This window comes from Streptomyces sp. B5E4, assembly GCF_039871555.1.
In the GTDB taxonomy this organism is placed as follows: Bacteria; Actinomycetota; Actinomycetes; order Streptomycetales; family Streptomycetaceae; genus Streptomyces.
In genome coordinates this window covers 22583-34624 of record NZ_JBDPMI010000021.1, presented here as the reverse complement: position 1 = coordinate 34624, position 12042 = coordinate 22583, and the positions used below count along the sequence as shown (strand labels likewise).

Here is a 12042-nt window from a genome sequence, read left to right as displayed (position 1 = left end):
GCCCGGCCGCCGTGCAGCTCACTCCCAGTTGAGAACCCTCAAGGAACGGAAAGAAGGAGTCCCCAAGATGGCCGCCACTCAGGAAGAGATCGTCGCCGGTCTCGCGGAGATCGTGAACGAGATCGCCGGCATCCCGGTCGAGGACGTCCAGTTGGACAAGTCCTTCACCGACGACCTGGACGTCGACTCGCTGTCCATGGTCGAGGTCGTCGTCGCCGCCGAGGAGCGCTTCGACGTCAAGATCCCGGACGACGACGTCAAGGCGCTCAGGACCGTCGGCGACGCCACGGACTACATCCTCAAGCACCAGAGCTGACCGACGTCCCTCCCGCTGTCGCCACCCCCTCCCCCGCGCCCCCGGCGCGGGCGGCGGCCCACGGTGGCGCCGTAGAAACACCTCAACCTTCGGAGTGAGCATCGACGTGAACGCGACCGATCGCACCGTGGTCGTCACCGGAATCGGCGCCACCACACCGCTGGGTGGCGACAGCGCATCCACCTGGGAGGGCCTGGTGGCCGGCCGCTCCGGCATTGCGGAACTGAACCACGCCTGGGCCGCCGACCTGCCCGTGCACTTCGCCGGCGAGGTCGCGGTGGAGCCCACCGAGACCATCCCCCGGCCGCAGGCCCGCAAGCTGGACCGGGCGGCGCAGTTCGCGCTGGTCGCCACCCGGGAGGCGTGGGCCGACGCCGGCTTCACCGCCAAGGCCGGCGAGGACGCGGCGGTCGACCCCGACCGGCTGGGCGCGGTCGTCGCCTCCGGCATCGGCGGCGTGACGACGCTGCTGGAGCAGTACGACAACCTCCGGGACAAGGGCGCCCGGCGCGTCTCGCCGCACACGGTGCCGATGCTCATGCCCAACAGCCCGGCGGCCAACGTCGGCCTGCAGATCAACGCCCGGGCCGGCGTGCACACGCCGGTCAGCGCCTGCGCCTCCGGCGGGGAGGCGATCGGGTACGCGGTGGAGATGATCCGCACCGGCCGCGCCGACGTCGTCGTGGCCGGCGGCACGGAGGCGGCGATCCACCCGCTGCCCATCGCGGCGTTCGCCAACATGATGGCGATGTCGAAGAACAACGACGACCCTCAGGGCGCCTCCCGCCCGTACGACAAGGCGCGCGACGGCTTCGTGCTCGGCGAGGGCGCGGGCGTGCTGGTGCTGGAGTCGGCGGAGCACGCGAAGCGGCGCGGGGCGAAGGTCTACTGCGAGGCGGTGGGCCAGGGGCTGTCGGCGGACGCGCACCACATCGCGCAGCCGGAGCCGAGCGGCCGCGGGATCGCGGCGGCGCTGGAGAACCTGTTCGCGCAGAACGACGTGACGCCCGCCGAGGTCGTCCACGTCAACGCGCACGCGACGTCGACGCCGCAGGGCGACATCGCGGAGATCAAGGCCATGGAGAAGGTCTTCGGCGACGAGCTGGGGCATGTCCTCGTCTCCGGTACGAAGTCGATGACCGGCCATCTGCTGGGCGGCGCCGGCGGTATCGAGTCGGTGGCGTCGGTGCTGGCGGTCAAGCACCGCATCGCCCCGCCGACGATCAACGTCGCCGATCTGGACGACGAGGTCGACCCGGCGCTGATCGCCGTGAAGGCGACGCCGCTGCCGGCCGACGGCCCGATCGTGGCGCTGAACAACTCGTTCGGCTTCGGCGGCCACAACGTGGTGCTGGCGTTCCGGACGGCCTGACGCCGTCGGGGAGTTCGGGCGCGGTCCCGGGCCGTGCGGCGAGCGGCTGCTCCCGGCAGGCCCCGGGCCGGCACCCGTCCCGGGACTCCGCCCGGGTGCGCCGACCTGCCCGTGTGCGGGGCAGGGGTGCGCGGGGCGGCAGGCCGGCACCGGGAATCCGTCGAGGCCCCCTCGCGTTCGGGTGGGGCCCGCCCGGCGGGGGCCGCGTCAGACGACTTGGTGCAGCCAGCGGACCGGCGCGCCCTCGCCGGCGTAGCGGAAGGGCTCAAGCTCGTCGTCCCACGGCTTGCCCAGCAGCTTGGCGATCTCCGCCTCCAGCTGCGTCTCGCCGCGCTGTGCCCGGGACAGCGCCGCGCGCAGCCGGTCCTCGGGGATGAGGATGTCGCCGTGCACGCCGGTGACGGCGTGGAAGATGCCGAGGTCGGGGGTGGAGCTGTAGCGCTCGCCTTCCGCGGTGGCGTACGGCTCGGCGGTGACCTCGAAGCGCAGCAGGTGCCAGCCGCGCAGCGCGGAGGCGAGCCGGGAGGCGGTGTCGGGCTCGCCCTGCCAGGAGAACTCCGCGCGCCACGTGCCGGGTGAGGCGGGCTGGGGGATCCAGTCGAGGCTGATCCGGCCGCCGAGGACGCCGGCGACGGCCCACTCGATGTGCGGGCAGAGCGCCCGCGGGGCAGAGTGGACGAACAGAACTCCACGTGTCGTCACCGGGGGCCTCCATCCGCGGGCTCGAAGTTGCCTAGAGTAAACACCACGGGTCGCCTTTCCGGGTAAACAGGACACTCCGTCACCGGGTGCTGTCCCGCCGCGATACGGCCCGTTGAGCATCAGCCAAGCTACCGTGCCACCGCACCCCGCGCGTGCCGTACGGTCGGTCCTGGGCATGCTGACCCACGTTCGGAGGAGGACCTCGGGGGCGGGAGGGAGCGCAGGGATGCGCAAAGGGGCGGCACTCGTCTACACGGGGGCGGTCGCGTTGTCACTGGTCCTCGCCGGCTGCACCGGCGAGGACGCGACGCAGGGGAAGGACAAGGGATCTGCCGCGCCGTCAGGCGGCGCGGAGCACGCGGGTGCGCCGTCGGAGCGGGCGCGGGCGGCGCCCCGGCCGCCGACGTCGGTGGCCGCCCTCGGCGACTCCATCACGCGCGGGTTCCACGCCTGCGAGCCGCTGACCGACTGCCCGGAGAAGTCCTGGTCGACGGGCGACTCGGCGGACGTCGACAGCCTGGCGCAGCGGTTACTGGACAAGCCGTCGGGGCACACATGGAATTTCGCCCGTTCGGGCGCGCAAGTGGCGGATCTGCCGGTCCAGACGGGCGAGGCCATCGCCCGCCGCCCGGATCTCGTGACGATACTCATGGGCGCCAACGACGCCTGCACGGACAGTGCGGCGGACATGACATCCGTGGCGGACTTCCGCACGGCGGTGGCGGACTCGCTGGACCGGCTGGAGGCCGACCTGCCGCGGACGCAGGTGTACGTCTCCAGCGTGCCGAGCCTGATGCGGCTGTGGGAGGTGGGCCGCGGCAGTGTGGTGACCCGCCAGGTCTGGTCGCTGGGCATCTGCCAGTCGATGCTGGCGGAGCCCTCGGACCTCGGCGCCTCGGCGAGCGACCGGCGCACGGAGGTGCAGGACCGGGTGGTGGAGTTCAACGCGGTGCTGCAGGAGGAGTGCGGACGGCATCCGCTGTGCGTGTACGACGACGGGGCGGCGTTCCGGTACGCCTTCACCGGCGACCACCTGAGCCGCTGGGACTCCTTCCACCCGGACGAGGACGGCCAGAACGTCCTGGCGGAGATCGCGTACAAGAAGCTCCGGGAGGCCCGGGAGGGGTAGGCGAGGCGGGCGGCCGGCGGTGGCCCGCGGGGAGGCCCGGCGGGGCGCATAGGGTTTTGTCATGGCCGAGACTCCCCTGCCCCCGCCCGACGCCGTGCCGGCGCCCTCCGTGACCGCCGAGCCGTTCGGGAAGCTCGCCGACGGCACGCCCGTCGAGCGGTGGACGCTGGTCGCGGGCGGTACCCGGGTGCGGGTGCTGTCGTACGGCGGGATCGTACAGTCCGTGGAGGTGCCGGACCGGGCCGGGCGGTACGCGAACGTGGTGCTGGGGCTGGCGACCGTGGACGAGTACGTGGAGCACCCGGACCCGTACTTCGGTGCGCTCATCGGGCGGTACGCCAACCGCATAGCCGGCGCCTCGTTCACCCTCGGCGAGCGCACCTACCCGCTGCCCGCCAACGACGGCCCCAACTGCCTGCACGGCGGCGCCCGCGGCTTCGACAAGCGGGTGTGGGCCGCCGCCGAGGCGCCGGCCGCGCCCGGGGCCGCCGCGCTGCTGCTGGCGCGGACGAGCCCGGACGGCGAGGAGGGCTTCCCCGGCACCCTCGACGTGCGGGCCACGTACACCGTGACCGCCGGGGGCGCGCTGCGCTTCGACTACGAGGCGACCACCGACGCGCCGACCGTGGTGAGCCTGACGAACCACTCGTACGTCAACCTCGACGGCGAGGGCAGCGGCAGCGTCGAGGACCACCGGCTGCGCATCGCCGCGAGCCGGTTCACCGTCAACTCCCCCACCGCGGCGCCGACCGGCGAGATCGCGGACGTGGCGGGCACGCCGTTCGACTTCCGCGCTCCGCGTCCCGTGGGCGCCGAACTGCGCTCCGGGCACCCTCAGTTGCTGATCGGCCTGGGGTACGACCAGAACTTCGTGCTCGACAAGGGCGTCACCGCCGTGCCCGAGCCGGTCGCCGAGGTCGTCTCGCCGGCCTCGGGGCGGGAGCTGCGGGTGCTGACCACCGAGCCCGGACTGCAGCTCTACACCGCGAACTTCGTCTTCCCGTCGTTCACCGGGCCTTCCGGAAGGGCGTACCGCCCCGGCGACGGACTCGCCCTGGAGACCCAGCACTTCGCCGACTCCCCGCACCACCCGCACTTCCCCTCGACCGTGTTGCGGCCCGGCGAGCATTACCGTTCGGCCACGGTCTACGAGTTCGCCGTGCGCTGACCGTTGACACCGGCCGCCTGCCTCCTTAGTGTCTCGCCAGAATTTCGAACGCCTGACGAAATCTCGAACGCGCTGAAGGAGTCACCAGCCGTGCGCATCACGGGAATCAGCACGCACGTCGTCGGCACCCCCTGGCGGAACCTGACCTACGTCCAGGTCCACACCGACGCGGGCCTGACCGGGGTCGGCGAAACCCGGATGCTGGGCCGCACCGACGCCCTGGTCGGCTATCTCCGCGAAGCGGAGGTGAACCACATCGCGGGCTCCGACCCGTTCGCGATCGAGGATCTGGTCCGCCGGATGAAGTACGGCGACTTCGGCCGGGCCGGCGAGATCGTGATGTCGGGGATCGCGTGCGTGGAAACGGCCTGCTGGGACATCAAGGGCAAGGCGCTGGGCGTGCCGGTGTGGCAGTTGCTCGGCGGGGCGGTGACCGACCGGGTCAAGGCCTACGCCAACGGCTGGTACACCACCGAGCGCACACCCGAGGCGTACCACGAGGCCGCCCGCCGGGTGGTCGAGCGCGGCTACCGGGCGCTGAAGATCGACCCGTTCGGTGCGGGCCGCTTCGAGCTGGACCACGCCGAATCCCGCTACGCGGTCTCCCTCATCGAGGCCGTGCGCGATGCCGTCGGCGACGAGACGGAGCTGATGCTGGAGATGCACGGCCGCTTCTCCCCGGCCACAGCGGTGCGGCTGGCGCGGGAGTTGGCGCCGTTCCGGCCGGCCTGGCTGGAGGAGCCGGTGCCGCCGGAGAACCTCAAGGCGCTGGCGAAGGTCGCGCAGCGGGTGGACCTGCCGGTGGCGACCGGGGAGCGGATCCACGACCGGATCGAGTTCCGGGAGCTGTTCGAGAGCCAGGCCGCGGACATCGTGCAGCCGGACGTGGGGCACGTCGGCGGCATCCTGGAGACGCGCAAACTCGCCGCCACCGCCGAGACCCACTACGTGCTGCTCGCACCGCACAACGTCGGCGGCCCGGTGCTGACCGCCGCCTCCCTGCAGGTCGGTTTCTGCACACCCAACTTCAAGGTCCTGGAGCACTTCAACGACTTCGCCGACGCCGAGATCAAGAAGGTGGTCAAGGGCGCGCCCGAGGTGGTCGACGGCTACTTCACGCGCTCCGAGGCGCCGGGCCTGGGGGTGGAGCTGGACACCGACGCGGCGGCGGAGTTCCCCCAGCAGCGGGCGCACTTCGACCTGTGGGCGGAAGGCTGGGAGAAGAGGAACCCCGATGGCTGAGTCCCATCGTGCGGTCGTGCTGCGCGAACCGGGGCGGGCGCGGGTCGAGAGCGTGGCGTCGCCGCCGCCCGGCCCCGGCGAGGTGCGGGTGCGGGTGTACGCGGCCGGGGTGTGCGGCAGCGACCGCGAGGTGTACGACGGCACCCGGCCGGCCGGTTACGTCACGTACCCGCTGACGCCGGGCCACGAGTGGTCGGGGACGGTGGCGGCCGTCGGGCCCGGCGTCGACGGGGCGCTGGCCGGGCGGCCGGTGGTCGCGGAGGGGTTCCGTTGCTGCGGGGTGTGCGCGCGCTGCCGGGCCGGCGAGACGAACCTGTGCGCCGGGCCGTACGACGAGACGGGGTTCACCCGCGCCGGGGCGTTCGCGGAGTCGGTCACCGTGCCGGCGCGGCTGCTGCACGTCCTGGACGACGCCGCCGACCTGCGCGCCGCCGCGCTGCTGGAGCCGGCGGCCGTCGCCGCGGCGGCGGTGCTGCGCGGAGGGCCGCTGCCGGGTGAGCGGGTGGCCGTCGTGGGCGGCGGGACGCTGGGGCTGCTGGCGGTGCAGTTGCTCGCGCGGTACTCGCCGGCGGAGCTGCTGGTGGTGGAGCCGCGGGGGGAACGGGCCGAGGTGGCACGGAGGTTCGGCGCCCGGACGGTGGCACCCGGCGCTGCCGCGGGTTTGGCGGGGACGTACGACATGGTGGTGGAGACGGCGGGGGCGCGGCGCTCGGCGGTGGCAGCGGTGGCGCTGGCACGGCGCGGGGGGCGGGCCGTGGTCGCCGGCATCCCGGCGGGCGGGGCGGCGGGGGTCGATCCGGTGGAGCTGGCGATGCGGCAGGTCGCCGTGTACGGGGTCTTCGGCGCCTCGTCGGCGGCGTGGTCGTACGCGGTGCGGGCCTTCGGCGCGGGGCAGTGGGACCCGGCGGCGCTGATCACGCACGAACTGCCGCTGGACGCGTACGAGAAGGCCGTCGGCCTGGTCGGCGGCGGGGATCCGGCGGTGGGCAAGGTGCTGCTGCGGCCGTAGGTGCGTGCGTGGCCGCCGTGGGCCTTCCCATCGGTACGAAACCGAACGACGTCCGATATGACGAACGAAGGAGTACCGTGCCTCACGCTCCCGGTGAACCGGCCCTCGGCCGCCTCGGCTTCGCGGCCCCGCCGCCCGACCCCGCCGACACCTCGCCGCACGCCTTCCCCGACGGGGGCCGCTGGCGTACCGAGATCCCGTCCGTCGAGGGCCCGGAGGCGCTGGCCGCCGTGCTGGAGGAGAGCACCCGCCTCGGCGTGCCGGTCCACCGGATCAGCCAGGGCAGCGGCGTGTGGATGCTCACCGACGCCGAGATCGCCGAGATGGTCGCGGCCTGCGCGGCGCGGGGCATCGAGCTGTCGCTGTTCACCGGCCCGCGGGGCACCTGGGACACCGGCGCCGCCACCCGCAGCCTCTCCGGCGGCGCGGGGCTGCGGGCCCGCGGGCACGACCAGCTCGCCGGCTGTGTGGAGGACGCGCTGCGCGCCGCCCGGCTGGGCGTGCGGTGCCTGCTCGTCGCGGACGAGGGGGTGCTGTGGCTGCTGCACGGGCTGCGCGAGATCGGCGAGTTGCCCGCGCACACCACGTTCAAGGTCTCCGCGCTCGTCGGCCCGGTGAACCCCGCCGCGTACGCGGTGTGGGAACGGCTCGGCGCCGACTCGCTCAACATCCCCTCGGACCTCTCGCTCCAGCAGCTCACCGAGATCCGCCGGGCCAGCGCGGCGCCGATGGACCTGTACGTGGAGGCGCCCGACGACCTCGGCGGCTTCGTGCGGATGTACGACGCGGCCGAGCTGATCCGCCGCGGGGCGCCGCTGTACCTGAAGTTCGGCCTGTCCAAGGCCCCGGGGATCTACCCGTACGGGGCCCACATGCGCGAGATGGTGATCGCCACCGCGCGCGAGCGGGTGCGCCGGGGGCGGCTGGTGCTGGACCTCCTCGACCGGCTCGGCGCGGGCGACGCGATGTCGCCGCCGGGATCCCGGCTGCCGGGCGTGCTGCGCCGGTTCCCGGGTGCCGGGTCCGGCGTCGGCCCCGCGGCCGGTTCCGCCGGCGCTGCCTCTCCCTCCCCCGCTCCCGAGTCCGCCTCCGCCTCGGAGTCCGCCTCCGAGTCCTCCTCCGCCTCCGTATCCGAAGGGATCTGACCGCCATGCGCACCCCCCGCACCTCCCGAGCCGCCCGTCTGCGCACCGCCGCCGCCGTGTCCGCGCTCGCCCTCGCCCTCGCCGCCTGCGGCCAGGACAGCGAGGGCGGCAGCGAGGAGAAGAAGGGCGGCGCCGAGGGCGGCACGATCGGCATCGCGATGCCCACGAAGTCGTCGGAGCGCTGGATAGCCGACGGCGAGAACATGGTGAAGCAGTTCGAGGCCGCCGGCTACGACACCGATCTGCAGTACGGCGAGGACAAGGTCGAAAACCAGGTCTCGCAGATCGACAACATGATCACCAAGGGCGTGGACGCGCTCGTCGTCGCGGCGATCGACAACACCTCGCTGACGGAGGTGCTGGCCGACGCCAAGGAGGCGGACATCCCCGTCATCGCGTACGACCGGCTGATCCTGGAGACGGAGAACGTCGACTACTACGCCTCGTTCGACAACGAGCGGGTCGGCAGGCTCCAGGGCCAGTACATCGTGGACGCGCTGAAGCTCGACGCCGACAAGGGCGCCGAGTACAACATCGAGCTGTTCGCGGGCTCCCCCGACGACAACAACACCCGCTACTTCTTCGACGGCGCCATGGCCGTGCTCCAGCCGTACCTCGACTCCGGACAGCTCACCGTCCGCTCCGGCCAGACCGGGCTCAACCAGGTCACCACGCTGCGCTGGGACGGCAGCGCCGCGCAGAAGCGCATGGACGACCTGCTCAGCGGCAACTACGGCGCCGAGGACGTCGACGCCGTGCTGTCGCCGTACGACGGCATCTCCATCGGCGTGCTCTCCTCGCTCAAGGGCTCGGGCTACGGCAGCGGCGGCAAGGACCTGCCCGTGGTCACCGGCCAGGACGCGGAGCTGGCGTCGGTGAAGTCCATCATCGCCGGGGAGCAGACCCAGACCGTCTACAAGGACACCCGCAAACTCGCCAAGCAGGCCGTGCAGATGACCGACGCCGCGCTCACCGGCGGCGAGCCGGAGATCAACGACACCGACACGTACGACAACGGCGTCAAGGTCGTCCCCGCCTTCCTGCTGGATCCCGTCAGCATCGACAGGACCAACACGGACCTGCTGGTCGAGGAGGGCTACTACAAGGCCGGGGACCTCACGTGACCGCTGCGGTCCTCGACATGCGCGCCATCACCAAGACCTTCCCCGGCGTCACGGCCCTCGACGGCGTGAACCTCACCGTCGCGCCCGGCGAGATCCACGCCGTCTGCGGCGAGAACGGCGCGGGCAAGTCGACGCTGATGAAGGTCCTCAGCGGCGTCCACCCGCACGGCAGCTACACGGGCGAGATCCTCTTCGAGGGCCGGCCGTGCGCGTTCCGCGACATCAGGGCCAGCGAGGATCGCGGCATCGTCATCATCCACCAGGAGCTGGCGCTGGTGCCGTACCTGTCGATCGCCGAGAACATCTTCCTCGGCAACGAGCAGGCGAGCCGGCGGCTGAAGGTCATCTCCTGGAACGAGACGCTGCGCGCCGCCGCCCGCCTGCTGGCGCGCGTCGGTCTTGCCGCGGAGAAGCCGCAGACGCGGGTCGCGGACATCGGCGTCGGCAAGCAGCAGTTGGTGGAGATCGCCAAGGCGCTGTCGAAGGAGGTGAAGCTCCTCATCCTCGACGAGCCCACCGCGGCCCTCAACGACGAGGACAGCCGCAAACTGCTGGACCTCATCCGGGAGTTCCGGGACCAGGGCATCGCGTGCATCCTCATCTCGCACAAGCTGAACGAGATCCGGCAGGTCGCGGACAGGGTGACGATCCTGCGCGACGGCCGGACGATCGAGACGCTGGCGGTACGGTCCGGGGCCGGCACCGGGGACGGTGACGAGAGCGGGGCCGGGGCCGGGGACAGCGGCCTGTCGGAGGACCGCATCATCCGCGCCATGGTCGGCCGCGACCTCGACCACCGCTTCCCCGCCCGCTCCCGCTACGGCGGCCCCGGCGCCGGCACAGTCGCCCTCGCCGTCGAGGGCTGGACCGTACGCCACCCGATCGACCACGAACGCAAGGTCGTCGACGACGTCTCGATCGAGGTCCGCCGCGGCGAGATCGTCGGCATCGCGGGCCTCATGGGCGCGGGCCGCACGGAGCTGGCGATGAGCGTCTTCGGCCGCTCCTACGGCCGGTACGAGGCGGGCGTGGTCCGGGTCGACGGCCGGGAGGCCGACGTACGGACCGTCCCGGACGCGGTCCGGCACGGCATCGCGTACGTCACCGAGGACCGCAAGACGTACGGCCTGAACCTCATCGACAACGTCATGCGCAACATCACCCTCCCCTCCCTCCACAAGCTCAGCCGCCGCGGCGCGGTCGACGAACACGAGGAACGCCGGGTCGCCGAGGGCTACCGCACGTCGCTGAACATCAAGACCCCGACGGTCTTCGAGACCGTGGGCCGCCTCAGCGGCGGCAACCAGCAGAAGGTCGTCCTCGGCAAGTGGATCCACGCCGACCCCGAGGTGCTGCTCCTGGACGAGCCCACCCGCGGCATCGACGTCGGCGCCAAGTACGAGGTCTACACCGTCATCGGCCACCTGGCCGCCCGCGGCAAGGCGGTGGTCTTCATCTCCTCCGAACTGCCCGAGCTGCTGGGGATGTGCGACCGGATCTACACCATGGCCGCGGGCCGCCTCACCGGCGAGATCCCGCGGGCCGAGGCCACACAGGAAGTCCTGATGCGCCACATGACCATGCACGTGAGGGGCGAGGGATGAGCCCGGTGACCAAGGACCAGCGCTCCGGGGCGCCGAACGCCCTGGCCGCGGCGCTGCAGGCCGCGATGCGCACCCACATGCGGCAGTACGGCATGCTCGTCGCGCTCGGCCTGATCGTGGTGCTGTTCCAGATATGGAGCGACGGCACCCTGCTGCTCCCGCGCAACGTCTCCAACATCCTCCAGCAGAACAGCTACATCCTGATCCTGGCCATGGGCATGATGATCGTCATCATCGCGGGCCACATCGACCTGTCGGTCGGCTCCCTGGTCGCCTTCGTCAGCGCCATGGCGGCGGTGATGATGGTCAACCACGACTTCCCGTGGCCGCTGGCCCTGGTGTGCTCGCTGCTGATCGGCGCGGCCGCGGGGGCGTGGCAGGGCTTCTGGATCGCGTACGTCGGCATCCCGTCGTTCATCGTGACGCTGGCGGGCATGCTGGTCTTCCGCGGCCTCACCCAGATCGTGCTCGAAGGCCAGTCGCTGTCCCCCTTCCCCAAGGGCTTCCAGAACATCGCCCAGGGCTTCCTCCCCGAAGCCGGCCCGGACACCAACTACCACAACCTCACCCTGCTGCTGGGACTGTGCGTCGGCCTGTTCCTGCTCTGGCAGGAGTGGCGCGACCGCCGCCGCCAGCTCTCGTACGAACTGGACGTCCTGCCGTACCCCCTGTGGCTGGGCAAGTGCGCCTTCATCGTCGCCGCGGTCGTCGCCGCCACCCTGATCCTGGCCAGCTACCGCGGCGTCCCGGTCGTCCTGCTGATCATGGCGGGCCTGCTGGTCTCCCTGGGCTACGTGATGCGCAACGTCGTCGTGGGCCGCCACGTCTACGCCCTGGGCGGCAACAAGGCGGCGGCCACGCTGTCGGGCGTCAAGGACAAACGCGTCACCTTCCTGGTCTTCGTCAACATGGGCGTCCTCGCCGCCCTCGCCGGCTGCGTCTACGCGGCCCGCCTGAACGCGGGCGTCCCGAAGGCCGGCGAGATGTTCGAACTGGAGGCGATAGCCGCGGCCTTCATCGGCGGCGCGTCGATGAGCGGCGGCATCGGCACGGTCTTCGGCGCGGTCATCGGCGGCCTGGTGCTGGGCGTGCTGAACAACGGCATGTCGCTGGTCGGCCTCGGCACGGACTACCAGCAGGTCATCAAGGGCCTGGTGCTGCTGGCGGCGGTGGGCTTCGACATCTGGAACAAACGCCGGGCGGGCGCGTAGCGCGTGACTCGTGTGCCTGC

11 protein-coding genes are annotated in these 12042 nt (G+C 72.1%); 10 read left to right on the top strand and 1 reads right to left on the bottom strand.

Going from position 1 to position 12042, the window contains the following annotated elements:
* Positions 1–67 precede the first annotated feature (67 nt).
* Both ABGA99_RS24330 and fabF read left to right on the top strand, forming a co-directional pair.
* Positions 68–316 carry an acyl carrier protein gene (locus tag ABGA99_RS24330; RefSeq protein WP_101424732.1) on the top strand — a complete coding sequence of 83 codons (249 nt, stop codon included), beginning with the start codon at positions 68–70 and terminating at the stop codon, positions 314–316.
* A 106-nt stretch (positions 317–422) separates the two neighbouring features.
* On the top strand, positions 423–1688 hold the full coding sequence (gene fabF, locus ABGA99_RS24325; protein ID WP_347579580.1) for a beta-ketoacyl-ACP synthase II: 1266 nt from the start codon (positions 423–425) through the stop codon (positions 1686–1688).
* Between the two features lie 207 nt (positions 1689–1895).
* On the opposite strand, the gene ABGA99_RS24320 is transcribed toward fabF, so the two are convergent.
* Positions 1896–2390, bottom strand: a complete 495-nt coding sequence (locus ABGA99_RS24320) for a DUF3145 domain-containing protein (RefSeq protein ID WP_347579581.1) — start codon at positions 2388–2390, stop codon at positions 1896–1898.
* Between the two features lie 226 nt (positions 2391–2616).
* Between ABGA99_RS24320 and ABGA99_RS24315 the strand changes: the two genes are divergently transcribed.
* From ABGA99_RS24315 to mmsB, 8 genes are all read left to right on the top strand, one after another.
* The gene (locus ABGA99_RS24315; RefSeq protein ID WP_347579582.1) at positions 2617–3519 is read left to right on the top strand and encodes an SGNH/GDSL hydrolase family protein; all 903 of its coding nucleotides are present in this window, start codon (positions 2617–2619) and stop codon (positions 3517–3519) included.
* A gap of 61 nt (positions 3520–3580) precedes the next feature.
* Entirely contained in the window at positions 3581–4687 is a 1107-nt protein-coding gene (locus ABGA99_RS24310; protein ID WP_347579583.1) for an aldose epimerase family protein, read from the top strand.
* A 90-nt stretch (positions 4688–4777) separates the two neighbouring features.
* Positions 4778–5929: a mandelate racemase/muconate lactonizing enzyme family protein gene (locus tag ABGA99_RS24305; RefSeq protein ID WP_347579584.1), complete on the top strand. Its 1152-nt coding sequence runs from the start codon at positions 4778–4780 to the stop codon at positions 5927–5929.
* Entirely contained in the window at positions 5922–6938 is a 1017-nt protein-coding gene (locus ABGA99_RS24300; RefSeq protein ID WP_347579585.1) for an alcohol dehydrogenase catalytic domain-containing protein, read from the top strand. Before ABGA99_RS24305 ends, ABGA99_RS24300 begins: the two co-directional genes overlap by 8 nt.
* A gap of 77 nt (positions 6939–7015) precedes the next feature.
* Positions 7016–8083: a hypothetical protein gene (locus ABGA99_RS24295; RefSeq protein WP_347579586.1), complete on the top strand. Its 1068-nt coding sequence runs from the start codon at positions 7016–7018 to the stop codon at positions 8081–8083.
* Between the two features lie 5 nt (positions 8084–8088).
* Positions 8089–9207 (top strand): multiple monosaccharide ABC transporter substrate-binding protein, encoded by a 1119-nt coding sequence (gene chvE / locus ABGA99_RS24290; RefSeq protein WP_347579587.1) that lies wholly within the window; start codon positions 8089–8091, stop codon positions 9205–9207.
* Entirely contained in the window at positions 9204–10811 is a 1608-nt protein-coding gene (mmsA, locus tag ABGA99_RS24285; protein ID WP_347579588.1) for a multiple monosaccharide ABC transporter ATP-binding protein, read from the top strand. The genes chvE and mmsA overlap by 4 nt, the downstream gene beginning before the upstream one ends.
* Positions 10808–12022 carry a multiple monosaccharide ABC transporter permease gene (mmsB, locus tag ABGA99_RS24280; protein WP_347579589.1) on the top strand — a complete coding sequence of 405 codons (1215 nt, stop codon included), beginning with the start codon at positions 10808–10810 and terminating at the stop codon, positions 12020–12022. Before mmsA ends, mmsB begins: the two co-directional genes overlap by 4 nt.
* The last annotated feature ends 20 nt before the right edge of the window (positions 12023–12042 follow it).

Excerpts from the sequence above, each read along its gene's own strand:
- ABGA99_RS24330 (WP_101424732.1), top strand. The coding sequence starts at position 68 with ATGGCCGCCACTCAGGAAGAGATCGTCGCCGGTCTCGCGGAGATCGTG.
- ABGA99_RS24315 (WP_347579582.1), top strand. The coding sequence starts at position 2,617 with ATGCGCAAAGGGGCGGCACTCGTCTACACGGGGGCGGTCGCGTTGTCA.
- ABGA99_RS24310 (WP_347579583.1), top strand. The coding sequence starts at position 3,581 with ATGGCCGAGACTCCCCTGCCCCCGCCCGACGCCGTGCCGGCGCCCTCC.
- ABGA99_RS24300 (WP_347579585.1), top strand. The coding sequence starts at position 5,922 with ATGGCTGAGTCCCATCGTGCGGTCGTGCTGCGCGAACCGGGGCGGGCG.
- chvE (WP_347579587.1), top strand. The coding sequence starts at position 8,089 with ATGCGCACCCCCCGCACCTCCCGAGCCGCCCGTCTGCGCACCGCCGCC.
- mmsB (WP_347579589.1), top strand. The coding sequence starts at position 10,808 with ATGAGCCCGGTGACCAAGGACCAGCGCTCCGGGGCGCCGAACGCCCTG.